The sequence below is a fragment of the Polaromonas glacialis genome (assembly GCF_000709345.1).
Lineage (GTDB): Bacteria > Pseudomonadota > Gammaproteobacteria > Burkholderiales > Burkholderiaceae_C > Polaromonas > Polaromonas glacialis.
The window spans coordinates 1-24,073 of sequence record NZ_KL448323.1; the positions used below are offsets into that span (position 1 = coordinate 1).

Here is a 24,073-nt window from a genome sequence, read left to right on the forward strand (position 1 = left end):
TGCGGGGCGCACCCGTAAGCGACTTGACGGCGGCCATGGCTTCCATCACGCCCATCTGCAGGTAGTCCTGCATGCCCAGATCGCGATCGCGGGCATCCGGGTTGCGCCACGAGATCATGAACACCGTATACCCCTGGCCGACCAGGTAGCGCACCATGGAATTGGCGGGCGACAAGTCAAGAATGTAATACTTCATGATGCATGAGGGCACGATCAGCAAAGGCTCCGGCACCACCTTGTCAGTGGTCGGTAGGTATTGAATCAGCTCCACCAGGTGATTGCGGAACACCACCTTGCCCGGGGTCACCGCCACGTCCTTGCCAACTTCGTAAGCCAGTGGTTTGAGCGATCCGGAACCGACGACGGTTCGGGCCTTGTAATCCTCCTTCAGGTCCCGAAGGTAGTTTTTTTGCCCCTGGAGCAAGCTCTTCCCCATGGACGCCTGGCTCTTCTTGAGCACTTCGGGATTGGTCAGCGGCCAGTTGGAAGGCGACAGCGCATCGAGCCATTGGCGGCTGAAAAAGTCAACGACATGCTGGTGATGTTTGGCCACGCCATCCACTCTGGCGGATTCCCGTCGCCAGGAGTCACTGGCCTTGAAGCCTTCTTTCAGTGCTTTGTAAGGCCATGATTTCCATGATTCATCGTTAAAGCGGTGGTCATTTTCCTGGCCCGGTGTTTCATGCGCATCGACGCCAGTTCGGGTTTGCAAGGTATTGACCCAGGCCTCCCAGGAAAGCGACATGCCTAACCTGCCCAGGCGCGCTTGGCGGCTCGGCGAGACGGCAAGGTGCAGGGCCCAATCTGCAAATGCCAAACCGAGCGAGATTGGTGACAGGCCCATGCTGGACTTGGAAAGCTGCAAATGCAACGCCCTGTCAATCGATGTCTCGATCGGATGTGACGGTTTTAGTGTCAACGCAGAAGGGATGAATTTCATGAGGTCTTGTGCGAATGAATTGAACAATCAGGCAGCGGTGTGGCAACCGCCATCGACGTAAATTGTCTGGCCGGTCATGCCGGTATGGCGGCACTCATGAAGTGCTGTGTTTGGGGTGGTGATGATGGGCGGGGGCCTGCGCCTCTCGAAGTGCTCTGAGCCGATCGGCCATGGCGGCATCGGGCACGAAGACGGCGGCAACCTCGCCGGCGTAAACGATGCCTTCGTTGCCGTCCAGGCTGATGACATCGCCCTCCTTAAGCAGCAGATCCCCCAGGCGGATGGTCCGTGCGCTCAGGTCGATTCGCAGTGTTTCACAACCGACCAGACAGACTTTGCCCAGCTGTCGAGCCACCACAGCGGCGTGGGAAGTGCGCGCGCCACGCCCCGTCAGCAAGCCGGCTGCAAATTCAAGGGCCGCGATGTCACTGGTTTCGGCGTCCTGGCGGACCAGAACCAGGCTGGCACCTTCAGCAGCACGGACTGCGGCGCGTGCGCTGTCCAGCACAATTTCACCGGACACCACGCCGGAGCAGGCCGACATGGCCCGGCCGACCGGGCTAGCCTGCGCATCCGGTTCGCCTTGCGACGCCAGTTGCACCGTGCCAAGGTCTTCCTCGCTAAAGTCCTTCGTGCGCTCCAGGGCGGTGGCGGCGTCTATCAGGCCCTCATCCAGGAGATCGAGTGCGATGCGGGCGGCAGCCAGGGGTGTTCGTTTGCCAGACCGTGTCTGCAGCATGTGCAGCACGCCGTCCTGTACCGTGAATTCGAAATCCTGCATGTCAGAGAACTCACGCTCCAGGGTCTGCACCGCGTCCTGCAGCTTGCTCCAGGCGTCCGGCGCTACGCTGGCCAGAGCCTCGTGTCCATGGGCATTCCTGCGACCCGAAACAACGTCTTCGCCCTGGGCATTGGCCAGAAAATCCACCCATGGCTGGCGCTCGCCGGTCGTGGGATTGCGGGTGAAGCCGACGCCGGCACCCGAATGTCCACCGCTGTTGCCAAACACCATGCTTTGAATCGTCACGGCCGTCCCCACGGCAGCGTCGATCTGATTGATCTCGCGGTAGGCCTGTGCCTTTTCCGCGTGCCATGACATGAAAACCCCCCGAATAGCTCCGGACAGCTGTGCATTGGCATCCTGCGGGAACGGCTGCCCGGTGTGCAACTGGTAGAGCGCCAGAAACTGGCGCGTCAGGCTGCGTAATTCAGCGAAGTCCAGCTGCCGCTCGTCGCGCCCTTGGGTGAGGCGCTCGATCTCGTCCTCAAACAGGGAGCCCGGCAAGCCTGCCACTACTTCGCCATAGCTGGCAATAAGCCGCCGGTAAGCATCCCAGACCAGTCTGGGATTACCGGTCTGGCGCAGCAGGCCGGGCAGGGTCTGGTCACACAGCCCGATGTTGAGCAGCGTCTCCATCATGCCCGGCATGGACACGGGGGCTCCGGAGCGGACTGAAACGATCAATGGCCTGCGCACATCGCCAAGTACGCGTCCCGTCGCTTCCTGCAGGGCCGGCAGCCCGATGGTGAACACGGGCAGCATGCATTCTTCGGGTGATTTTGCGTAATGCGTTCCGATCACCAGCGCCGGCGGAACGGGCAGTCCGATACCTGTCATGCGCAGAAGGTTGTAGGCCTTGGACCCCATGGTCTCCCGGTTCGGCTTGTGATGGGGGGGCGTGTTGCCCTCGGCAATCAGATACAGATGTTTGGGCCAGAGGCTTACTGAGTTCATGCCGTCATACCTGTTTTGGTGAGGACCATCTTGCGCAGCGCATAACCGGCTGCGAGCAGGCCGTCAGAAGCTTTTTCGATCGTGGTGGCCAGGTCGTTGGCCAGGAGCATGCCGGCAGGCGAGGCATGGAGCGAGATGACAATGCTCTTGCGGGCTTGACGCGACAATTCATCGCACAGCCGCTCCGCGCGCAACATGCGCCAGAGTGTCTGCAGAAACAGGTCGCTGTCGGCCGCGTCGCCGTGCTCACTGACCTGGCGCGCGATCTCGATGACCTTGACCTGATCCTGAATGGCTGTCAGGGTCGTGTCCGCCAGCTTGCGCAGCACCTCGGTGACCGGTGTCGGAAGCCCCTGAAGAGGCTCCCCTAGTGTCATGGAGTGGATGAAGAAGGCTTCTTCCAGGGCATCGGCCACATCATCGGACTTCTCCAGAAGTTCTACTACCGGGCGCCACCGGCTTTGCCTCTCCGCGCGCTGGCGAGCGTCCATTAGCAGATGATCCGCCTGCCGTTCCCAGGTTTTTGCGCGCAGTACGAGGCTGGCGCTTTGCGACGAATCCATCGCTGCTCCGTTTTCAAGTGCATCGCACAGTGCCAGCGCAATCGCATGACAGTACGCCGCATGCTCGGCCAGCAAATCGAACTCGAAAGTGCGCTGGCGCAGCACGCGAGCGAGCAGCATTTGTGCTTCGTCGGCCACCAGTGCCACAGGCTGCTGCTGACGCAGCATGATGCTGGACATGCGCAGGAGCGCCAGCAAAAATTCGCTTGCCGATGCCTCCCCTAGAACGTCATCAAGCCGATCACCGACGCGAAAAGCCTCGCTGTCCACCGCCTGCATTGTGCTGAAAACCAGCCGTTCTCCGCCCGCCAGAAGCCATGCCATGTGTCCCAGTTCCTCATCTGCGGCACGGCGCAGGATCGCCTGCGCCTGAGGCTTTTTAACGAAGTTCTGCAGGCGTTTGCGGGCGCGGTTCCAGTCAATGACAAACACGATGCGGGAGGCGACGGCCTCGAGTCCGTCCATGAGCAGCTCGTCGTCATCGGCTTTGAGTTCGGCCTTTCCCACCTGGTACGGCTTGCCTGCATTGAGACCGTCGGAGGTTACAGGGTCGTACACCGTCCATTCGAAACCTGCGGCCTCCAGCATCTGGCGAAAAAATTCAAAGCGCCCGGCATGAAGATCGGAATAGGTCAGGTTGATGGTGCGATGCTCCACCTCGATCACCAGGACATGCACATCGTTGGTGCCAATGTCGTTCTGGATCAGGAGTTGCGAGCCATTGCGGGTCACGGCGGTGTCCAGGCCGGGGTGGTAAAACTTGAGCGGCGCCGTTCGATGCAGGCCTCGCATGAAGGCTTTGATCAGCGGGCGATCAGCTTCGTCGATTTGCCAGACATGGGCTCCATCAATGTCTTCGGTGGCGATCTCGCTGGCCATGGCGTTGAGTTGCTTGTGCAAATCCATCACCAGGATATGGAAACTGTCGCCATGCTTTCGGTCTCCACGGGTCAGGTCAGCCAGTGCCTGAGGCCCAAGCCCTTCCTCGTCTTCCATGACATGAAGTTTCTGCAACCAAAGGTCTCGCCGGGCCATCAGCTCCGGATGACGTTCACGCCCCCCTTCTGCAAGAGGACGGGCCATCAGGGTTAAATCCGACGCCAGCGCACCAAGCAACTGCCCCAGTTGGGGAATGACCAGCGTCCGGTCATCAAGGTAAGCCGTCTTGACCAGTTCCTGGAGCCAGGCCGTGCCATGCAGGCCGCACTGCGCAAGCTCCCGTCCCCAGTCTGCCGCAGGGTTATCCGGCGAAGCGGCATGCTGGGCAGCGGACTGGATCATTGACAGGTACAACTTCAGGCGATCATTCGCCAGCAGCGCCGCCTTGACCCAGGCGGGCATCAGCAGGGATGACTGTCCCAGGGATGCGACCGCTTTTTCTTTAAGCATGTGAATTCTCGATTTGGAGTGAAATTCACAGGCAATGCTAAAAGTTGGATGTGTCGAATTGATGACAATGACAGTCTTTGTGTTTCTAAATGCTTACATCTTTAGTTAAAAAAGCCTTTGCTGATACTAGGAATGATTTCATTCGATTCGCATTAGGTTACTGACCATGCATGGGTCACAGCCTTCCATGGGGACGTGAATTCACTCTGAGTCTGACTCGCTTTCGTGTCGCAATACGCCTTTTCCTATCCGCGTCCTTGTCATGATTCGTATACGCAATTCTGGTAGTCTTTTTCTCGGGAGCTACTTTTTTGCTAACCATGAAAGGTATCAAATGAGCGAAAGCCGCAAAGAACGATCTGAGCGCAAGGAACGGCATGCCGAGCAAAGTCGTACCAGCCAACGCCGACGTGACAAGCAACAGCTCGCTGAACGGTATGAGGGGCGCCCAATTTTTCCGGAGCCTGAACCAAAGGGGGTTTACCGGCCGTGATCGGCCGCGTAGTAATCATTGCCGAGTTGATAACGTACCGCGCTCGCCTAGAGACTGAAGTCAAGTACACGCCATTAATGCAATCAAATCACAGGGCTACTTCCCCATCGTTGTCAGTCTGCCCAACCTAACTTGAATGCTGGGGTAGATAGCCGACACATTGCAGGCGTGGCAACCCCCGCGAACAATGAATACTGTCGAAAATAGGAGCTGCCAGCGCTTGATAGGCAAGCGCTGGCAGCTCTTTTGACTTGCAACCCGTGGCTCAGGCGCCAGGCAGCGTCATGTAGCCCATCATGGGCCAGTAGGTCAGGTCGAACACCACCAGCAGCACGGCCGCCAGGGTGAGGACGAAGCCGGTGCGCACGAAGTCGCGCGCCTCGAACGTGTCGGTGTGTCACCTGGCCCGACGCAGGCAGACCTTGCGCGGAGGGCATCAGCACGACGGCGGCCAGCGCTACTAGCGCAGCGATGAGGCCCGCGCGTTTGAGCCATCCGGTGGGTGCGGGAGCCTCCCCGGAAGGCGCTGGAATAGGAGTGTTCATTGAATTCCTTCTTCGTGCTGATGCCTGCAATGGGCAGGTCTGTTTCCATTGCACCAGCGTCCATTGTCTGCCGACAATGGACTTCCCACTTCCGCCAGTGGCCTTGCGGGTCCGGCATCGAGAAGGTGAATCTTGTAGACAGAGCGCCAAGGCGAGACGTGATCCCGCATGGTGCCCACTACCAGCATGGGCGCCTTGATGTCCATGAGGGACACGCCCGTGCCCCCCAAACGGTAATGCCCGCAGGCCAGCGCGTTGTCAAGATAAAGCGAAGACAGGTATTCCGAATGCATGCGCTCGGTCAGGCGCGTCACGTTGGTGTTCCAGCTCATCATGTCGTTGCCCACGTCGTCCTCGCCCAGCAGGTAACGATGCGTCTGGCGAGACCAGATCAACTCGCGGGAATTGAGAAACTGGAAGGCGCCGCCCATCTGCCGCCCCGACATGTAGCCGGTGCGTGCCATGGTCTCGCGTAAGGTCTGGATCTGGTCATCGTCGATAAAAACGCCAAGTTCGCCGGGTTCACTGAAGTCGGTCAACGACGCCAGCAGGGTGACCGTGGCCAACTCGGGCAGATAGCCCCATCGGGCGGCATTTTCCTTCAGGCCCAGCGCGGCGGCCACGATGGACAGGAACGTGCCGCCCAGGCAGTAGCCCATCGCGTGAATGCGGGGCGCACCCGTAAGCGACTTGACGGCGGCCATGGCTTCCATCACGCCCATCTGCAGGTAGTCTTGCATGGGGCCTACTACTTTCGCGTTGGCATTGTGCTGACGTTGCCTGTTTTGTTGGTCACGCTGGCAGCGCTCGCCCTTCGGCTGAGCTAGAGAGGGAAGGGCGGCGCATCTCGGACAGTGCGATCCATCACAACCCCCCCATTGAGCACCTCGCGTGAAAGTCAGTTCGAACGCTCCTGCCCCACCGCGACGCCGCGCAAGAACTCTGCCAGTTCATGGTCTGCTTCAACCTTAACCACCAGCAGATTTGCCTGCACGAGATCGCGCGCCATGCCAATGTTCGTCTGCAAATCCGTGGCCTGCCGATACCAGCGTTTGGTGCGCTGCCGGTTCAGGAGCGGCTTCAATGCTTCGATGCCGTAGCGCGTTCGCTTGGCCAGAATGCGGGCTTGGTGTTGACCTTCGAGCGTATCGGCATCATGCAGCGCCCCTTTGAGCTGCTTGTGCAGGCGGGCAATGCAGCGCCTGGCCCAGCGGCGAAACGACATGTCGAGAGCATCCAGAGCTTTCCCTGATTCCTTCTGCTGAGGCAGCTCTTCCAGCCATTGCGTGATTCCAAGCAAGGCCGCGCCGACACTTGGCACTTCGAGTGCGTAGCAAATGGCTTTGCGCTGAACGTCTGCCGACTGCGTCAAGGCTTGATTCAACGCCTGCCACTTTTCTTCCCGACGGACATTGCCTGCCGTGTAGGCGTCCGCGAACTTCGGCAGGGTTTCAGTTCGTGCCACATCCAGGTCTCGCAGTTCACCGACCAGCGTCAAAAGCGTTTTCAGTGGCTCCCAGGAGGGTACCGTATCGGCATCAAGGACGGGCTTGAAAAGCCGGCAGGCACTTCTGAATCGTCGCCAGCCGACCCGTGCCTGATGTAGCACCTCAGGGGCATTTGAATGACGCAGTGTATTGAGGTTGGCCGTGAACTGACAGAACATTTCCCGGAGCACGCACTGCGCCGCCTCGGCGGGAACCATTTTGGCGTGCAACGGTGGCGGCTGCGCTCGCAGTGGGCGGTCCAGCGAATCCTCGGCCAATGCATAACCGCGCTCGGCTTTGCTCCGCGTTTCCGGCATCACCGCGATGCTGCGTGCGATCTGCCGGGCAAGACCAAACAGCGCTGATGGCTGGCCTGCCAGCAGTTCGAGTTCAAGCTCGCAAATAGGAATGCTTTTGCCCTCAACCACAATCTGTCCGACGTCGAGCGACACCTCGACGATACTGCCGCCCGGCTTGCGCACGGCCCAGCTGGTCCGGTCAAAGCTGGTCACAAAGCATGGCGCAAGCTTGCGAAACAGATCGCCGTCAGGATCGATGTCTATCCAAGGCGTGGCTTCAAGCGCCGGCAAGGCCAATTGGGCACCAGGCACGGAGGTTTCCCATTCGCCGCGCTGGCTCAAGGCCGAGTTGCCTGTGCCACCCATCTTGAGGGTCTGCAGCCATTCAGGCTTTGCATCACTGCCCACGCGCCTGAGCCGCAAGGCCACACGCTTGCGGCGCAGCGTTTGCTCAGGGGTGTCGTAGTAGGTATTGTGCAACTGCAGATGGCTTGGCTTGCGGCGCGCCAGCCCAGGCATGCGGGCCAGTTTTTTTTCCAGTTCAGCCGGGTCGCATGCTGGTAGCGCAAGCTTGAGTTCTAACTCTTGTGGTCGGCGGGATAAGGCGTCGTCTTTTTTCATGGCGTTCCGTTCACATTTCACAGTTGATGGCGCAAGGGGCGACTGACCCAAGAGGATGCCGGGCTACCTGATGGTATGCAACCGAAAATTGTTACGGCCGCTGTAGCCAATTTTTACCCAAGGTCGCCAGAACTCATGAAAGCTGCTTGATCGGTCTTCAGAAGCCCTGTTTCAAGTTACGATTTTCTACCAATTTCAAAGTAGTCTCTTTAGGGCAAGCATGCAAAATACGCGGCATGACAGCATGCAGGCAAAGCGTGAACAAGGAAATCGCCACCAGTGCAGTCACGGCGTCGCGTAATTGACCACGCCCGGTTTCGTTGCGGTTTTTGTTGCACTGCCGAATTCGATACCCCCATGCGGTTTTGCATGGATTCGTTGCCAATGACACGGAATTTCACACCTTCGGTGCAAAGTTGCGAGGTTTGAGGCGCTTTCAGAGGCCATTGTGCCTTTCAAATGGAGAAAAAGCTGATGCACAAACACCTTCAAAATCTCGAAAGACTCTGCCAAAAACTGCAGTTCCGGTATGGCCAGGACGATGAGTTGGTCATGCAGGTGAAGCGTGAAATCGAGTCAAATATGACCAGGTATTCAAAGAATCATCTCAGTGAAAACCAAGGTCGACACTGGGAGCGCAAGGAAGCGTTCTCTGCACCCATGCACTGAAAAGCTGGCTTGGAAGACGCTAAGTTGTTGCAAAAATCCTGGCGTTTTATCTCAAATCAGACGTTGAATCGGACTTGTTTCCTTCTTGGCCCAGTACAAGCAGTACAGGTTGATGGTCAGATGCGTCACTCATCGCGTCCACCCGCATTTCCTTTACCCGGGGCGCAAGATCCTCGCTAACCAAAATGAAGTCGAAGGTAAACGGCGGGTCCGGCCACTGGCTCTTATCGTAAATCCCCACTGTCGGGGCATGTGGTTCGCTGCCATGGGTGATTTCCCAAGCATCACGGTAAGGCCGCGTGGCATTGTCCATCGCAGCGAGCAGTCTCGCCTTTTCAGCCGACTCTGGCAGGCAGTTGAAGTCACCGGTAAGAATCGATGCTGCAGCACGTGGCACGAAGAAGAACGGGCCTTCTGATGCCTGACCGGGTCGCACGCTACATGCCTGTGCCGTGGCTTCCTGGTGCAATTGGCGCAGCCGTTCAATCTGGGACGCGCGTTGCCGGCTGGAATAAAATTCCAGATGGGTGGTGGTGACGCGAACCAAACCCAATGGAGTGTCCAGTGTGGCTTCCAGGGCAATCCGTTGCATGCTTGGGACACCCGGGTCAGCCGGCCACGGCAACAGGTGGCGGAATACCTGCTGCACAGGAAAACGCGAAAAAATCATGTTGCCGAATGTGCGGCGGCCACCCGTTGGATGGGGGGTGTCGGTAGCCACGCCCGCGATTGCGGTGTAGCCCGGCAGACGATCGGCCAGATACTGGAACTGGTCTCGACCATCGCAGCCCGGCAATTCGGGATAACCGGCTGAAACCTCTTGCAGGCAGAGCACGTCGAAATCAGCCACACGGCGTGCATGGGCCACGATCCGGTCGAGATCAACCCTGCCGTCGGCGCCGCGTCCCCATTGGATGTTCCACGTAACGAGTTTCATACTTCGTCAGAAAATTTGGTTCAAAAGCAATCGCCTGAGTCTGCGATAACTTTAGCGTACCCTGGTTAACGACTCCAGACGGCAAAAACGTTTTTTGCATAAAGAAGCTACATATTCTTCTTTTGAGTTTTAAGCGAAGGCTTTCAAAATTCACGCATTCAACTTTTTGCATCTATTGATCGGGGAACACCGCTATGGCCACACGTCGTCACTTTGTCACTTTTTCAACCCGTACCCTGCTGGCCCTGAGCTTCGGGGGGGCACTTGCCGGAACAAGCCTGGTCAGCCACGCCCAGCAGCCACCCGTGACGCTGCTCAATGTGTCCTACGACCCGACCCGCGAACTCTATGTGGACTACAACGCGGCCTTTGCCAAATACTGGAAGGTCAAGGCCGGCCAGGATGTGACGATCAAGCAGTCGCACGGCGGCTCGGGCAAGCAGGCGCGCTCGGTGATCGACGGGATTGATGCGGATGTGGTCACCCTGGCGCTGGCCGGCGATGTCGATGCGCTGGTCAAGAACGGCGCCCTGATTCCCAAGGATTGGCAAAAACGCCTGGCGCACAATTCGGCGCCCTACACCTCGAACATCGTGTTCCTGGTGCGCAAGGGCAACCCCAAGGGCATCAAGGACTGGGACGACCTGGCCAAGCCCGGCGTGGCCGTCATCACGCCCAACCCCAAGACCTCGGGCGGCGCGCGCTGGAACTACCTGGCCGCCTGGGAATTCGCCAAGCGCAAGAACGCCGGCAGCGACGCCAAGGCGAAGGAATTCGTCGGCCAGCTGTATAAAAACGTCCCCGTGCTGGACACCGGCGCGCGCGGCTCGACCATCACCTTTGTGCAGCGCAATGTCGGCGACGTGCTACTGGCCTGGGAAAACGAAGCCTTCCTGGCACTCAAGGAGTTTGGCGCTGACAAGTTCCAGGTCGTCGTGCCGTCCATCAGCATTCTGGCCGAGCCGACGGTGACGCTGGTCGATAAAAACGTTGACAAGAAGGGTACACGCGCGGTGGCCACCGCCTACCTCGACTACCTCTACTCCGAAGAAGGCCAGGACATTGCCGGGCGCAACTACTACCGCCCGACCGGCGAGAAGGCCAAGGCCAAGTACGCCAGCCAGTTCCCCAAGCTGACGCTGTTCACGATCGACCAGGGTTTTGGCGGCTGGACGAAGGCGGACAAGGACCACTTCGCTGACGGCGCCTCGTTCGACCAGATCTACACGCAGAAGTAAAGCCTTCCGCCAACAACTGTTTCCATCGAGCCACCAGAGAACCCCCCACATGTCCGTAGCGTCCACCGTCCTCTTGATTGCCGGCAGCCCGTCCGAGTCTTCCCGTTCCGCCGCGCTGCTCGATTCGGTCAGTCTCCGGCTGGCGCGCAGCGGCGGCCTGAAGGTCGAACGCCTGAACATCCGCGAGCTGCCTGCCCAGGCGCTATTGCTGGCCGAGTGGGGCGATCCCGAAATTGTCAAGGCGCTGGCGCAGGTGCAGCGCGCCCGGGCCATCGTCGTGGCCACGCCGGTGTACAAGGCGGCCTACAGCGGCGTGCTCAAGGTGTTCCTGGATTTATTGCCGCAAACCGCGCTGAAGGAAAAAACCGTGCTGCCGCTGGCCACCGGCGGCAGTCCTCACCACATGCTGGCGCTCGACTATGCGCTGCGGCCGGTGCTGCAGTCGCTCTCGGCGCGCCACATCCTGCCCGGCGTGTATGCCACCGATGCACAGATTGCGCGCTCGGCCGACGGCCGTTACACGCTCGATGCGGACATCGCGACCCGGCTCGACGAGGCCGTGGCCACGCTGCTGGCCGAGGGCTTTCGAATGCCGCAGCCGACCCGCTTCGATCCGGTGCTGTTTTCGCAGGTGCGATGTAGCGTCTGACGCTGCCGGTCCTTGCGGCCTGGCCTGAATTCCAATTTTTTTAAATACCGCCATGCAGTCGGGTGGCAGCGCCTTGCCTGCAGACACCCAGCCAGCGCCGGCAAATCCCATCAAAGGCTTCAAAATGACTTTTTCCCTTACTGCCCAGCCTCCTCTGGCGGCCTCTTCATGTGCCTTTCGGCTGATCCTGCACGATCTGATCGCAAGCGTCCTGCTGGTTGCCGCCGTGGCGCTGGTCAGCCTTTTTCTGCTGCCGAAAGCGCATGCCCAGGACAAGATCGAACTGCGCATTGGCTACCAGAAGTCGGCCAGCCTGTTCGTGCTGCAAAAAGTCCAGGGCACACTGGAAAGGCGCCTGGCGCCGCTGAAGGCCAGCGTCAAATGGGTGGAGTTTCCAGCCGGCCCGCAACTGCTCGAAGGGCTGAACCTGGTTTCGGTCGATGTCGGCTACGTGGGCGAAGCGCCGCCGATTTTTGCCCAGGCTGCCGGTGCCCGGTTTGCCTACATCGGCTACGACCCGGCCGCGCCTGAAGCTGAAGCGCTGCTGGTGCCCAAGGACTCCGCCATCAAGTCCGTGGCCGACCTCAAGGGCAAGAAAGTCGCGCTGAACAAGGGCAGCAATGTGCATTACCTGCTGGTCAGGCTGCTGGAGAAAAACGGCCTCAAGCCAGGTGACATCCAGCCGATCTACCTGCCGCCGGCCGATGCGCGCGCCGCCTTCGAAAGCGGCCGCGTCGATGCCTGGGCGATCTGGGACCCGTTTGCCGCCGCCGCTGAAAAAGCCATTGGCGCCCGCGTGCTGGCCAGCGGCCGGGGCGTGGTCAACAACTACGCCTATTACCTGGCCGAACGCAATTTCACCGCCAGGAACCCCAAGGTCATCCAGGCGCTGTTCGACGACTCCGTCGAGCGGGGCGCCTGGCTCAAGGCCAACATCAAAAAAGCAGCCGAACAGATCGCGCCGCTGCAGGGCTTGCCGGTCGAGGTCGTTGAACTCAGCCTGCACCGCTATGAATTCAACGTCAGGCCGGTTCCTGACAGCGTGATTGCCGAGCAGCAAAAGCTGGCCGACACCTTCTTTGACCTCAAGCTGATTCCCAAGGCCATCGCCGTGCGCGATGCCGCCTACAAAGCCGCGCCCTGAAGCGCACTGAAAGGAAAACACGTCATGAACACGCAAACACCTTTTCAGCTACGCCGGCGCTTTCTCGCCATTGCCGGCACCACCGCCGCCTGGTGGGGCTTGGGGCTCGGCCGCGCCCATGCGCAGCCAGCGCCCGAAAAAGCCGCCGAACCCTTGCAGCCACTGCAGCAACTCAGGATCGGCTACCAGAAGTCCGCCGTCAACCTGGTCGTCCTGAAGCAGCAGGGCGTGCTCGAAAAGCGCTTTCCTGGTGTCAAGATGACCTGGGCCGAGTTTCCGGCCGGCCCGCAACTGCTCGAAGCGCTGGCGGTCGGCAGCCTGGAGTTCGGCCTGACGGGCGACTCGCCGCCAGTGTTCGCCCAGGCCGCCGGCAAGGATTTGCTGTATGTCGCCGCCGAGCCGCCCAAGCCCGACAGTTCGGCAATCCTGGTGCTGGCCGACTCGCCCATCAAGACGCTGGCTGATTTGAAGGGCAAGAAAATCGCCCTTCAAAAAGGCTCCAGCGAGCACTACCTCGTGGTGCGCGCCGTTGAAAAAGCCGGTTTGAAGTGGAGCGACATCCAGCCGATTTACCTCGTGCCGGCCGATGCGCGCGCCGCCTTTGAACGCAAGAGCGTCGATGCCTGGGCCATCTGGGACCCGTTTTATGCCGCCATCGAACTCGACATCAGGCCGCGCGTGCTCGCCTCCGGCCGCGAGCTGTCGAGCAACAACTCGTTTTACCTCGCGTCGCGGGCCTTTGCCGTGCAGCACGGACAGGCGCTGGCGGTGCTGCTGGACGAACTGACGCGCGCCGACGCCTTCGTGCAGGCCAGGCGCAAGGACGCCATCAAGCTGATCGCCGATTTCAGCGGGCTGGACGCTGGCATCGTCAGCCTGTTTCTCCGGCGCCGCCCGGCCTCGCCTGTTGGCCCGCTGAGCGCGGCGACAGTGGCCGACCAGCAGCGCGTGGCCGACGCCTTTTTCAAGCTGGGCCTGATTCCCCGGCCGGTACAGGTCGCGCAGATCGTCTGGCAGCTTGACGCGGCGCGGCTGGCACAGCGCAACCCCATCACCCACAAATAAGGAGTTTCACCATGCAAGTTTTCTGGTTCATCCCCACCCACGGCGACAGCCGCTACCTCGGCACCAGTGAAGGCGCCCGCGAAGTCAGCTTTGACTACCTCAAGCAAGTCGCCGTGGCCGCCGACACGCTGGGCTACGAAGGCGTCCTGATTCCCACCGGCCGCTCGTGCGAAGACCCGTGGGTGGTGGCGTCCAGCCTGCTGCCAGTGGCGAAAAACCTCAAGTTCCTGGTGGCCGTGCGGCCGGGGCTGCACCAGCCCAGCCTGGCCGCGCGCATGGCCGCGACCTTTGACCGGCTCTCGGGCGGGCGGCTGCTGATCAACCTGGTGACCGGCGGCGACCAGACCGAGCTGGAGGGCGACGGCGTATCCCTGAACCATGCCGAACGCTACGAGCAGTCGGCCGAGTTCATCCGCATCTGGCGCGAGATCATCGCGCGCAGCCACACCGGCGAGAGTTTCGACTACGAAGGCAGGCACCTGAGCGTCAAGGGCGCCAAGCTGCTCTATCCGCCGGTGCAAAAGCCTTATCCGCCGGTGTATTTCGGTGGCTCGTCGCCAGCAGCCCACGACCTGGCGGCCGAGCAGGTCGATGCTTATCTGACCTGGGGCGAGCCGCCCGCCGAGGTGGCCAGGAAAGTGGCCGATGTGCGAGCGCGCGCCGCAAAACATGGCCGCACGGTGAAGTTCGGCATCCGCCTGCACATCATCGTTCGCGAGACCGACGACGACGCCTGGCGCGCCGCTGAAAGCCTGATCAGCCGGCTCGATGACGACACGGTGATCCGGGCGCAGGCGGCGTTTGCGCGCATGGATTCGGAAGGCCAGCGCCGCATGGCCGCGCTGCATTCTGGTGGCAAGAAGCGCACGCGCGCTGACCTGGAAATCAGCCCCAACCTGTGGGCCGGCGTCGGGCTGGTGCGTGGCGGCGCGGGAACGGCGCTGGTGGGCGACGCCAAAACCGTGGCCGCCCGTATCGAGGAATATGCCGCGCTGGGAATTGACACCTTTGTCTTCTCGGGCTATCCGCATCTGGAGGAAGCCTACCGCTTCGCCGAACTGGTGTTTCCGCTGCTGCCGCGCAAGCTGCGCCAAAAGCTGCCGGGCAGCGGCCTGACCGGCCCGTTTGGCGAAGTCGTGGCCAACAACTACCTGCCGCGCGCGTCGCAAAGCTGATGCGGCACAGCAGATTCGCATGGACGACTTTTCAAGGAACTACCGATGACACAAGCAACGCGCGAACTCCAGATAACGCCCATGCCCGACGTGATCAACAGGCCGGGGCTGGGACTTTTACCGTGGAGCGGCGGCCTGCGACTGCCGCGCCTTGACGACAGCGCCTTGCTGCGCGACCTGGGCCAGCGCGCGCTGCCCTGGCTGGTGCCGGTCGGGTTGATCGTGTTCTGGCAGGTGGCGGCGTCGCTCGGCTGGCTCTCGACCCGCGTGCTGCCCGCTCCCGCGGAAGTCGTCAAGGCCGCCTGGGCGCTCACGCTGTCAGGCGAACTCTGGACGCATGTGAAGGTCAGCGCCGGGCGCGCGCTGTCGGGGCTGGCCATCGGCGGCGGGCTGGGGCTGGCGCTGGGCCTGTTGACCGGTTCGGTGAAGTTTTTCGAGACCTTGCTGGACTCGACCCTCCAGATGGTGCGCAACATTCCGGCGCTGGCCCTGATTCCACTGGTGATCTTGTGGTTCGGCATCGACGAGACCGCCAAGCTGTTCCTGATTGCCGTGTCGGTGTTCTTTCCGATCTACCTCAACACCTTTCACGGCATCCGCAATGTGGACCCAGGCCTGATCGAGATGGGCCGCAGCTACGGACTCACGCGCTGGCAGCTGTACCGCGAAGTGATTTTGCCCGGCGCAATGTCGTCGATCCTGGTCGGGCTTCGTTTTTCGCTGGGGCTGATGTGGGTGATCCTGATCGTCGCCGAAACCATCTCGGCGCAGGCCGGCATCGGCTACCTGACGATGAATGCGCGCGAGTTTTTGCAGACCGATGTGGTGCTGGTCGGCATCCTGCTCTACGCCTTGCTCGGCAAGCTGGCCGATGTGTTTGCGCGCGGGCTGGAGCGTTACTGGCTGCGCTGGCATCCGGGCTACCAGAGCGCATCTTCAACGGCATGAATAATCATTTTTTGATAGCTGCTTGCGCAATACCTGCGTGCGGGAGAGACCATTTTGACCATTAAAACTGCCAAAGAGAATGCACGCGGCCTTCGCCTTGACGTGCGCGGCCTGTCCAAGCATTACGGCCAGCGCCAGGTGCTGCGGCATGCCGAACTGATGATTGAACCGGGCGAGTTCGTCGCCATCGTCGGCCGCAGCGGCTGCGGCAAAAGCACCTTGCTGCGCCTGGTGGCCGGGCTGGAGCCGGCGACGCAGGGCGTGATCGAACTCGATGCGCAGGAGGTCAAAGGCCTGCGCGACGACATCCGCGTCATGTTCCAGGACTCGCGCCTGCTGCCGTGGCGCCGGGTGATCAACAACGTGGCGCTGGGTCTGGGCGCTGCCGGTCACCACGCAGCGGCCGGCGTGCTGGCGCAGGTCGGGCTGGCCGACCGGCAGGTGGACTGGCCGGCGCGGCTGTCGGGCGGGCAGCGCCAGCGCGTCTCGCTGGCCCGAGCCTTGGTACACAACCCGCGCCTGCTGCTGTTAGATGAGCCGCTGGGTGCGCTCGACGCCTTGACCCGCATCGAAATGCACCAGCTGATCGAGGGCCTGTGGCAGCGCAATGGTTTCACCGCGCTGCTGGTCACGCACGACGTGCAGGAAGCCGTGGCGCTGGCCGACCGGGTGATCCTGATCGAGGACGGCCGCATCGCGCTTGACGAGCGGATTCCCTTGGCGCGTCCGCGCCAGCGCAGCGACCCGCTGTTCGGCGTGATCGAAAAACGGATTCTGGACCGCGTGCTGCAGCAGCCGGCGGAAGAAATGCCGTCACGCGAGCCGGCCTGGCCCGCCACCCCCGCGCATGGCCTGCGCTGGGCAGTTTGATGATAAAAAAAGCCTTTTGCGCAAGTGGGGCGTGCGCATGCAGCTATTGATTTCATAGTATTTTTGATTTTCCAATTTTTTAACCGTTCCAGGAGAACCTTCATGTCCCAAGCCATCCAGGCCATCAACGTGCGCAACCAGTTTCGCGGCAAGGTCAAGGAAATCATTCGCGGCGATGTCGTGTCCGAGATCGATGTCGAAACGCCGTGGGGCATCGTCACCTCGGTGATCACCACGCGATCAGTGGACCAGCTCGAACTCGTCATCGGCAGCGAGGTGGTGGCGCTGGTCAAATCGACCGAAGTGTCGATTGCCAAGCTGTGAGGCAGATTTTTATATCGTGATTTCCTCCGGCCCGCTGAGCGACAGCCTTTCAGGCAAGGCCGCAGACTCCGCCCGTTCCAAAGGCGTTCCGGCGCTGCTCAAGGCTTGCTCGACGATGCTGCGGGTGAGCATGGGTGCGAAAGACTCGACGAAGGCGTACACGTAGCCGCGCAGGTAGGTGCCGCGCCGCACCGCCAGCTTGGTCAGGTTGATGCCGAACAGCTCGCCTGCATCGATGGCGCGCAGCGCCAGGTCGCGCTCGGCCTCGAAAGCAATCGACGCCACGATGCCCACGCCCATGCCGAGTTCCACATATGTCTTGATGACGTCGGCGTCCATTGCATTGAGCGTGATGTCGGGCGTGAGGTGTTGCGCCTTGAAGGCCTCGTCAATGCGCGTGCGGCCGGTGAAACCGGTGTCGTAGGTGATCAAGGTATAGCCGGCCAGCCGCTGCAGCGTCAGCGGCTCATCGAGCAGCGCGTGTCCCGGCGGCACGATGACCGAGTGCGTCCAGCGGTAGCAGGGCAGCGCGATCAGTTCATCGTACTGGGCAAGCGCCTCGGTGGCGATGCCCACATCGGCCTCGCCGGACAGCAGCATTTCGGCCACCTGTTCGGGCGAGCCCTGGTGCAGGTGCAGCTTGATGTCGGGGAACTGCGCGCGAAATGCCTGCACGGCCATGGGCAGGGCGTAACGCGCCTGGGAGTGCGTGGCGGCAATCGACAGCAGGCCGCTTTGCTGCGACGCAAATTCCGCCCCGGCCTGGCGCAGGTTGCTGCTGCCGAGCAGGATGTGTTCGATGATGGGCAAGACGTGGCGGCCCGGGTCGGTCAGGCCGGTCAGTCGCTTGCCGGCGCGAGCGAACAGTTCAATGCCGAGTTCCTCCTCCAGTTCGCGGATCTGCCGGCTGACGCCCGGTTGCGAGGTGTGCAGCGTGTTGGCCACTTCGGTGAGGTTGAAGCCGCACCGCACCGCCTCCCGCACGGAACGCAGTTGCTGGAAATTCATAAAAAACAAGCCTCCTTCATAACCAGGAGGATTATGAAATCCAATATTTATTTCTACAAAGAATAAATTGTAGATTCGATATGGCTTATTGATCTGGATTTTGGCCGGCAGCGCTGGCAAAGCGCACGGCTTGCGAATCGGGCTACGCAGTGGCCCGCGCGCGAATCGCCCATGCCCTGGCTGTCATCGGGATGGAGCCATCGGCAAGCATGGGGACGCGCTCCCTGAGGCGTTCCTCCAGCCGCTTGCGTGCCGCGGCATCAAGCGACATGGCGTAGGCCGGTGCGGCCCCCTGGCCGCCCAGGAATGGCTGCCAGTAGTCGTCAAAATTCGCAAACGGCGTGGCGATGTCGATAGCCGTGACCTCGATATGTTCGAGCCCTGCACGGGTAAAAAGTCCGGTCAGGGCTTCGGGCCGGCACAGGGGGAAGCGTTTTCCCTCGTCGAGCTTGAGGGCGCCGGCTTCTTGTGAGACAGCGGCATCCCAGAAAAACTGCATCAGTTCCATCTTGTCCGTGTAGTCCCAGACGTAGGCGCCAATGATTCCCTCCTGGTGCGTGACCCTTTTCATTTCGGCCAGTGCAGCCGCCTGGTCTGGAACGAAGTTGAGCACCAGCCCTGACACCGTCACATCAACCGAGCCATCGTCCAGGGGCAGGGCGGTCGCGTTGCCGCAATGAAACGTTGCCCGGCTGCCGATCTGCCGACGCGCGGACGCCAGAAACCCCTGCGAAGGATCAACCCCATCGAGCGACGAGGGCGCGCAGGCTTGCACAATGGCAGCGCAGAGGGCGCCTGTGCCGCAGCCGATGTCCAGCCATCGGCGGCCAGCCGGAACGTCCAGCCAGTCCAGAAACAAGGGCGCGACCTTGCGGCTCCACCGGCCGACATAGCGCTCATAGGGATCGCCGCGCTCCCACGTATCGGGCACTTGCTTCGGGTGCATGGAAAAACTCCTTTCCGAATCAGCCAATGCCACCATGATGCATGCGCCTGCCCCGTTTTTTACGCCAGTCCATCCTTCCACATGTTTCAAAAGTTTTTCGCTGCCGGGCCCATAAAGGGAAAAACCGGCAACGAAAGTTGCAGGCTTTTTCGTTTGGCACCGTTCGCCACGGGCAAAGTTGGCGCGCGCGAATGCTATTCTGGCGCCAGCATGAACAAAGCATTCACCAAAGAATCCGATGCGGACGACGAGGACGAACTGCCCGTTCCCAGCCAGCCGGCCAGCGGAAAGAACTACATCACGCCTCAGGGCTATGCGCGTTTGCGGGAGGAGTTGTTCGACCTGATCGACAACGAGCGGCCCAAGGTTGTCGATATCGTCCACTGGGCGGCAAGCAACGGCGACCGGTCGGAAAACGGCGATTACCTGTACGGCAAGAAACGCCTTCGGGAGATTGACCGGCGCATCCGCTTTTTGACGCAGCGGCTGGAAATCGCTGAAATCAGCGACCCCGGCCTTCACCACGGCAACGACCAGGTGTTTTTTGGCGCCACGGTCACCTACGCCGATGAGGAAGGGCTCGAAAGAACCGTGACCATTCTCGGCATTGACGAAGCCGTCAGTGCCATGGGGCAGATCAGCTGGATTTCGCCCGTGGCCCGCGCGTTGCTGAAAGCGCGCACAGGCGACGAAGTGAGCCTGGTCACGCCCCAGGGAACGCAGTTGCTGGAAGTGCTGAAGGTGGCCTATCCCGAGGCCGGCGCGGCGGCCGGGCCAGCCTGATCGGTTCAATCCACGAAAGCCAAGGCCACGCTTTTCAGGCGCTGGCCTTGAAGCGCTGAACCCGAAGCACCGACGGAGTGCGCCTGACATTGCGCATCGCAGCGGCCAGGTGAACGCGGTCGCGCACCGCCACGCTGAACCTCAGGTCGGTGGCTCCGTTGGCCGGTTCATGGCCCATGTCCACATGGGTGATGTCCACCTCGGCACCGGCAAGCGCGGCGGCCACCTTGGCCAGCACGCCCTTGCCATTGGAAACCGTGACCATGAGATTGGTTTCAAACGTTCTGGTGGGCTCGTCTGACCAGTCCACGGCAATGAAGCGTTCAATGTCGCGTTGCTGCAGGCGCTTGGCCACTGCGCAGTCCTCGGTGTGCACGAACAGGCCCTCGCCCCGCCCGAGGTAACCCACGATGGTGTCGCCGGGAATCGGGCTGCAGCATCGGGCAAACTGGACCGAGCTTTTCTCGCTGCCATCGAGCACCAGGCCGCCTTGCGAGATGGATTCGTGCGGAATGTAGCGTTCCCGGCTCATCAGCAAGGCATCGGGTTTCTCGCCTTTCTCAGCCAGAAACGAGACGATGCGCTTGGCGATCATGCTGGCAATGCGCTTGCCCATGCCGATGTCGGTCAGCAACTCGGCGCGCGAACGGTTGCCGGTGAAGCGAAGGATTTTCTCCCAGGTCGCGTGGTGGGCGTCGTCGTCTTCCGAAAGACGCTGCCGGTCGATGCCCTCGGCACGTAGCGCCTGGGCAAGCATTTTTTCACCGAGTTCCTGTGATTCGGTGATGGCCATGCTCTTGAGGTGATGGCGTATTTTTGAACGTGCCTTGCCGGTTCGGACAAACCCCAGCCAGGCAGGATTCGGCGTGGAAACCGGCGCGGTGATGATTTCGATGACATCGCCGTTCAGCAGTTCGGTGCGCAGCGGAACCTGTTCGCCGTTGACCTTGGCGGCAATTGCATGGTGGCCCACATCGCTGTGAATGGCATAGGCAAAGTCCACAATCGTGGCGCCGCGCGGCATCGCCATGATCTGGCTCTTGGGGGTGAAGACGTAGACCGCCTCGGGGAACAGGTCGATCTTGACGTGGTCCCAGAACTCGGCTGCGTCATGGGTTTCATTCTGGATGTCGAGCAGCGACTGCAGCCATTTGGTTCCCAGACGCTGCGACGTGTCGCTGTTCGGATCGGACGCCTTGTACAGCCAGTGGGCCGCCACGCCTGCCTCGGCCACCACATGCATCGCATCGGTGCGCATCTGGAACTCGATGTTGGTTCCGAACGGGCCGACCAGTGTGGTGTGCAGCGACTGGTAGCCGTTGACCTTGGGAATGGCGATGTAGTCCTTGAACTTTCCCGGCAAGGGCTTGTAGAGCTGGTGCAGGATGCCCATGGCGCTGTAGCAGGCGGTCACATCGTTCACGATGACCCGGAAACCATACAGGTCGGTCACCTGTGCAAAAGACAAATGCTTTTGATCCATCTTGTGATAGATGGAATAAAGCGTTTTTTCGCGGCCATAAATCCGGACAGGAATCTGCGCGGTGGCAAATGCAGCCTCGACTTCAGATTGCACCCGCTTGATCACGTCGCGTCGGCGTCCGCGCGCCCGTGTCAGGGCCTTGGACAAAATGGCATAGCGCCACGGATGCAGGTGCTGGAACGACCGGTCCTGCAGTTCGCGGTAGGTCGAGTTCAGGCCCAGGCGGTGCGCAATCGGGGCGTAGATGTCCAGCGTTTCGCTGGAAATCCGTTTCCACTTCGTGCGCGGCGCGTCGCCAAGCGTTCGCATGTTGTGGATGCGGTCCGCCAGCTTGATCAAGATGACCCGCACATCGCGCGCCATGGCCAGCAGCATCTTGCGGAAAGACTCCGCCTGGTTTTCTTCGCGGGTGTTGAATTCGAGTTTTTCCAGCTTCGTCAGCCCATCGACCAGATCGGCCACCGGCGCGCCAAAGCGCTCGATCAGCTCGGGCTTGCTGACATCGCAGTCTTCCATCGCGTCGTGTAGCAGCGCCGCCATCAGGGCTTGCGCATCGAGTTTCCATTCGGCGCACTGCTGGGCCACGGCAATCGGATGCGTGATGTAGGGCTCGCCGCTGTTCCTCAATTGCCCCAGGTGGGCCTCGTCGGCAAAGCGGTAGGCCTGCCGGACATTTTCTATGTCGGCGGCGTTCAAGTAGTCGAGTTTGGCGGTCAGGGCCGCAAAACTTGCCGCCGCCGCATTGGCTGCGGCAGGTGTCGGCTTGTGGGGAACGGCGGTGGTCGGCATGGCGTTCATATCCCCGACTGTAACGCCAGCTGAATAAAGACGATGAAAAATGGCTTTGGAAAGCTTTCAAAATGAAAAAAGCACCTGTCAAGGTGCTTTTTTCATGAATTTGGCAGTTCTAGTTGGGGACTTTTTTCAGCATCTCCAGGCCAACCTTGCCTGCGGCGATTTCCCGCAGGGCGGTGACGCCGGGCTTGTTCTTGCTTTCGATCCTGGCGGCATGGCCCTGGCTGAGCATGCGGGCGCGGTAGGTGGCGGCCAGAACCAGCTGGAAGCGGTTCGGGATTTTTTCAAGGCAGTCTTCAACGGTAATGCGGGCCATGGTGTTCTTTCAGGTGATCGTTGACTTGGTGACGTTTATTTAGGGAATTTGAAGCGCCATGAAAGTCTCGGCTCTGGCGCGTCGCTGGGCCGAATATTTCAGCCGCTGGGCATGCACAATGGTTTTCAAGTCGAAAACTGCCCGCTCAAACAACTCATTAATTATAACGAAGTCGAATCTTTGCGCCTGTGCCATCTCCACGGCAGCGTTCTGGAGCCGCAGTTCGATAACCTGCGCACTGTCTTCGCCGCGTCGCTGCAGGCGCGAGCGCAGTTCTTCCCAGCTGGGCGGAAGAATGAAGATCAGGACCGCGTTGGCAAAAATCTGCTTGATGTTGATGGCGCCCTGGAAATCGATTTCCAGGATCACGTCGGCGCCATGCGCCACCCGTTCCTCGATGGTGTGGCGCGACGTGCCGTAGCGGTGGCCGTGGACATGCGCCCATTCCAGGAAGGCGTCGCGCGTCACCATGCCGTCAAACTCTTCGGGCGAGAGAAAAAAGTATTCCCTGCCGTGCTTTTCCTGTCCGCGTGGCGGGCGGGTGGTATGCGAAACCGCAGGCTGGATGGCCGAATCGAGTTCCATCAAGGCTTTGACCAGGCTGGATTTTCCAGCCCCGCTGGGGGCGGCTACAACAAAGAGATTTCCGGGATAGTCCATACTTGGCGAGCGATGTTTGCTATTGATTTAGAAGTTATAGAAAGCGTGCGGTCTTATTCGATGTTCTGCACCTGCTCGCGAATCTGCTCGATCAGCACCTTCATGTCGACCGACACGCGCGTCAGTTCCAGCGATGCCGATTTGGAGCCCAGGGTGTTGGCCTCGCGGTGCAGTTCCTGAATCAGGAAATCCAGTCGCTTGCCCAGTTCGCCGCCACTGGCCAGCAGGCGGTCGATTTCATCGAGGTGCGATGCCAGGCGGGTGATTTCCTCTGCCACGTCAATCCGGATGGCAAACGCGGTCGCCTCGGTCAGCGCCCGGTCCTCGGCTATTTCCGGCAGCACGCTGCTGCTGCCCAGCTTCAGCGCTTCTTTCCAGCGTTCCAGAAAACGGTTTTTTTGCTGCTCGACCAGTTTGGGAACCATGGGTACGGCGGATTCGGCCAATACCCGCAGTTGCGCGGTGCGATCCAGCAGCATGAGGCTCAGGCGGGCGCCTTCCCGCTCACGCGCAGCCATCAACTCATGCACCGCCTGTCGGGCAGTCTGCAGCAATTCCTCGCTGTAGTCGTGCGGCTTTTTATCTTCGTTCGTGGCAATGCGCAGCACATCGGCCACGCTGAGCGGCGCAGCCTGCGGCAGCCAGGACTTGATGCTGTCTTCGAGCGAACCGAGCCGCTGCAGCGTGGCCGGAGACGGCGCGCGCAGGCTGCTGGCCGCCGTGCTTTCAAGCGAGACGCGCACCTCGACCTTGCCGCGCTTGAGTTTGCTGGTCAGCAACTCGCGCAGCGCCGGTTCGGCCTGGCGCAGTTCATCGGGCAGGCGAAAAGCCAGGTCCAGAAAGCGGCTGTTGACGGAACGGATTTCAATGCCCAGCCGGGAACTGCTGTCGCGCGACGGTTCGGTTTCAAGGGCCGTTTGCGCGGTGCTGGACTGCAGGCTTGCATAGCCCGTCATGCTGTAAACTGACATTCGCTTTCTACGCCTTACTA

22 protein-coding genes and 1 pseudogene are annotated in these 24,073 nt (G+C 60.8%); 10 read left to right on the forward strand and 13 right to left on the reverse strand.

Features of this window, described 5'->3' with window-relative positions:
- The 4 genes from EC86_RS0100330 to EC86_RS0100350 all read right to left on the reverse strand — a co-directional run.
- Positions 1-940: PHA/PHB synthase family protein (locus EC86_RS0100330; protein WP_198026732.1), on the reverse strand; the 940-nt coding region annotated here is incomplete at its 3' end.
- 94 nt (positions 941-1,034) lie between these two features.
- Positions 1,035-2,675 (reverse strand): PEP/pyruvate-binding domain-containing protein, encoded by a 1,641-nt coding sequence (locus EC86_RS0100335; RefSeq protein WP_029523736.1) that lies wholly within the window; start codon positions 2,673-2,675, stop codon positions 1,035-1,037.
- On the reverse strand, positions 2,672-4,627 hold the full coding sequence (locus EC86_RS0100340) for a DUF47 family protein (protein ID WP_029523737.1): 1,956 nt from the start codon (positions 4,625-4,627) through the stop codon (positions 2,672-2,674). Before EC86_RS0100340 ends, EC86_RS0100335 begins: the two co-directional genes overlap by 4 nt.
- 1,034 nt (positions 4,628-5,661) lie before the next feature.
- Positions 5,662-6,405, reverse strand: coding sequence for a hypothetical protein (locus tag EC86_RS0100350; RefSeq protein ID WP_029523738.1), 744 nt, complete (start codon positions 6,403-6,405; stop codon positions 5,662-5,664).
- Between the two features lie 6 nt (positions 6,406-6,411).
- On the opposite strand from EC86_RS0100350, the pseudogene EC86_RS29760 reads away from it, so the two are divergent.
- A pseudogene (locus EC86_RS29760) lies at positions 6,412-6,492 on the forward strand (ArsB/NhaD family transporter); the annotation flags it as partial.
- Between the two features lie 71 nt (positions 6,493-6,563).
- Here the strand turns inward: EC86_RS29760 and EC86_RS0100355 are convergent.
- The 3 genes from EC86_RS0100355 to EC86_RS0100365 all read right to left on the reverse strand — a co-directional run bounded on the left by EC86_RS0100355 (position 6,564) and on the right by EC86_RS0100365 (position 9,678).
- Positions 6,564-8,072: a CYTH and CHAD domain-containing protein gene (locus tag EC86_RS0100355; RefSeq protein ID WP_029523739.1), complete on the reverse strand. Its 1,509-nt coding sequence runs from the start codon at positions 8,070-8,072 to the stop codon at positions 6,564-6,566.
- 157 nt (positions 8,073-8,229) lie between these two features.
- Positions 8,230-8,463 (reverse strand): hypothetical protein, encoded by a 234-nt coding sequence (locus EC86_RS28410; RefSeq protein ID WP_156955138.1) that lies wholly within the window; start codon positions 8,461-8,463, stop codon positions 8,230-8,232.
- Positions 8,464-8,787: 324 nt separating this feature from the next.
- Complete coding sequence (locus tag EC86_RS0100365) at positions 8,788-9,678, reverse strand: endonuclease/exonuclease/phosphatase family protein (RefSeq protein ID WP_051675649.1); 891 nt, start codon at positions 9,676-9,678, stop codon at positions 8,788-8,790.
- A 194-nt stretch (positions 9,679-9,872) separates the two neighbouring features.
- Between EC86_RS0100365 and EC86_RS0100370 the strand changes: the two genes are divergently transcribed.
- From EC86_RS0100370 to EC86_RS0100405, 8 genes are all read left to right on the forward strand, one after another.
- Positions 9,873-10,916 carry a sulfate ABC transporter substrate-binding protein gene (locus EC86_RS0100370; protein WP_029523742.1) on the forward strand — a complete coding sequence of 348 codons (1,044 nt, stop codon included), beginning with the start codon at positions 9,873-9,875 and terminating at the stop codon, positions 10,914-10,916.
- A 49-nt stretch (positions 10,917-10,965) separates the two neighbouring features.
- Positions 10,966-11,565, forward strand: coding sequence for an NADPH-dependent FMN reductase (ssuE, locus tag EC86_RS0100375; RefSeq protein WP_029523743.1), 600 nt, complete (start codon positions 10,966-10,968; stop codon positions 11,563-11,565).
- A 124-nt stretch (positions 11,566-11,689) separates the two neighbouring features.
- Complete coding sequence (locus tag EC86_RS0100380; RefSeq protein WP_029523744.1) at positions 11,690-12,709, forward strand: sulfonate ABC transporter substrate-binding protein; 1,020 nt, start codon at positions 11,690-11,692, stop codon at positions 12,707-12,709.
- A gap of 24 nt (positions 12,710-12,733) precedes the next feature.
- A complete protein-coding gene (locus EC86_RS0100385) occupies positions 12,734-13,774 on the forward strand; it encodes a sulfonate ABC transporter substrate-binding protein (protein ID WP_029523745.1) in 1,041 nt (346 codons plus the stop codon).
- 11 nt (positions 13,775-13,785) lie between these two features.
- Positions 13,786-14,949 (forward strand): FMNH2-dependent alkanesulfonate monooxygenase, encoded by a 1,164-nt coding sequence (gene ssuD / locus EC86_RS0100390; RefSeq protein WP_029523746.1) that lies wholly within the window; start codon positions 13,786-13,788, stop codon positions 14,947-14,949.
- Positions 14,950-14,994: 45 nt separating this feature from the next.
- Positions 14,995-15,897, forward strand: a complete 903-nt coding sequence (ssuC, locus tag EC86_RS0100395; protein WP_029523747.1) for an aliphatic sulfonate ABC transporter permease SsuC — start codon at positions 14,995-14,997, stop codon at positions 15,895-15,897.
- 54 nt (positions 15,898-15,951) lie between these two features.
- The gene (locus EC86_RS0100400) at positions 15,952-16,767 is read left to right on the forward strand and encodes an ATP-binding cassette domain-containing protein (protein WP_029523748.1); all 816 of its coding nucleotides are present in this window, start codon (positions 15,952-15,954) and stop codon (positions 16,765-16,767) included.
- A gap of 102 nt (positions 16,768-16,869) precedes the next feature.
- A complete protein-coding gene (locus EC86_RS0100405; RefSeq protein ID WP_029523749.1) occupies positions 16,870-17,091 on the forward strand; it encodes a TOBE domain-containing protein in 222 nt (73 codons plus the stop codon).
- Positions 17,092-17,100: 9 nt separating this feature from the next.
- Here EC86_RS0100405 and EC86_RS0100410 read toward each other — a convergent pair whose 3' ends face one another.
- Together EC86_RS0100410 and EC86_RS0100415 are read right to left on the reverse strand one after the other, a co-directional pair.
- Entirely contained in the window at positions 17,101-18,099 is a 999-nt protein-coding gene (locus tag EC86_RS0100410) for a CysB family HTH-type transcriptional regulator (RefSeq protein WP_051675650.1), read from the reverse strand.
- Between the two features lie 142 nt (positions 18,100-18,241).
- Positions 18,242-19,045 carry a class I SAM-dependent methyltransferase gene (locus EC86_RS0100415; protein WP_029523751.1) on the reverse strand — a complete coding sequence of 268 codons (804 nt, stop codon included), beginning with the start codon at positions 19,043-19,045 and terminating at the stop codon, positions 18,242-18,244.
- A gap of 210 nt (positions 19,046-19,255) precedes the next feature.
- On the opposite strand from EC86_RS0100415, the gene greB reads away from it, so the two are divergent.
- Positions 19,256-19,828: a transcription elongation factor GreB gene (gene greB, locus EC86_RS0100420; protein ID WP_029523752.1), complete on the forward strand. Its 573-nt coding sequence runs from the start codon at positions 19,256-19,258 to the stop codon at positions 19,826-19,828.
- A 34-nt stretch (positions 19,829-19,862) separates the two neighbouring features.
- Here greB and EC86_RS0100425 read toward each other — a convergent pair whose 3' ends face one another.
- From EC86_RS0100425 to EC86_RS0100440, 4 genes are all read right to left on the reverse strand, one after another.
- On the reverse strand, positions 19,863-22,109 hold the full coding sequence (locus EC86_RS0100425) for a RelA/SpoT family protein (protein ID WP_036771655.1): 2,247 nt from the start codon (positions 22,107-22,109) through the stop codon (positions 19,863-19,865).
- 109 nt (positions 22,110-22,218) lie between these two features.
- On the reverse strand, positions 22,219-22,422 hold the full coding sequence (gene rpoZ, locus EC86_RS0100430; protein ID WP_029523754.1) for a DNA-directed RNA polymerase subunit omega: 204 nt from the start codon (positions 22,420-22,422) through the stop codon (positions 22,219-22,221).
- Between the two features lie 39 nt (positions 22,423-22,461).
- Positions 22,462-23,082: a guanylate kinase gene (gene gmk, locus EC86_RS0100435; protein WP_029523755.1), complete on the reverse strand. Its 621-nt coding sequence runs from the start codon at positions 23,080-23,082 to the stop codon at positions 22,462-22,464.
- A 53-nt stretch (positions 23,083-23,135) separates the two neighbouring features.
- Positions 23,136-24,053 carry a YicC/YloC family endoribonuclease gene (locus EC86_RS0100440; protein WP_029523756.1) on the reverse strand — a complete coding sequence of 306 codons (918 nt, stop codon included), beginning with the start codon at positions 24,051-24,053 and terminating at the stop codon, positions 23,136-23,138.
- Between the last annotated feature and the right edge of the window lie 20 nt (positions 24,054-24,073).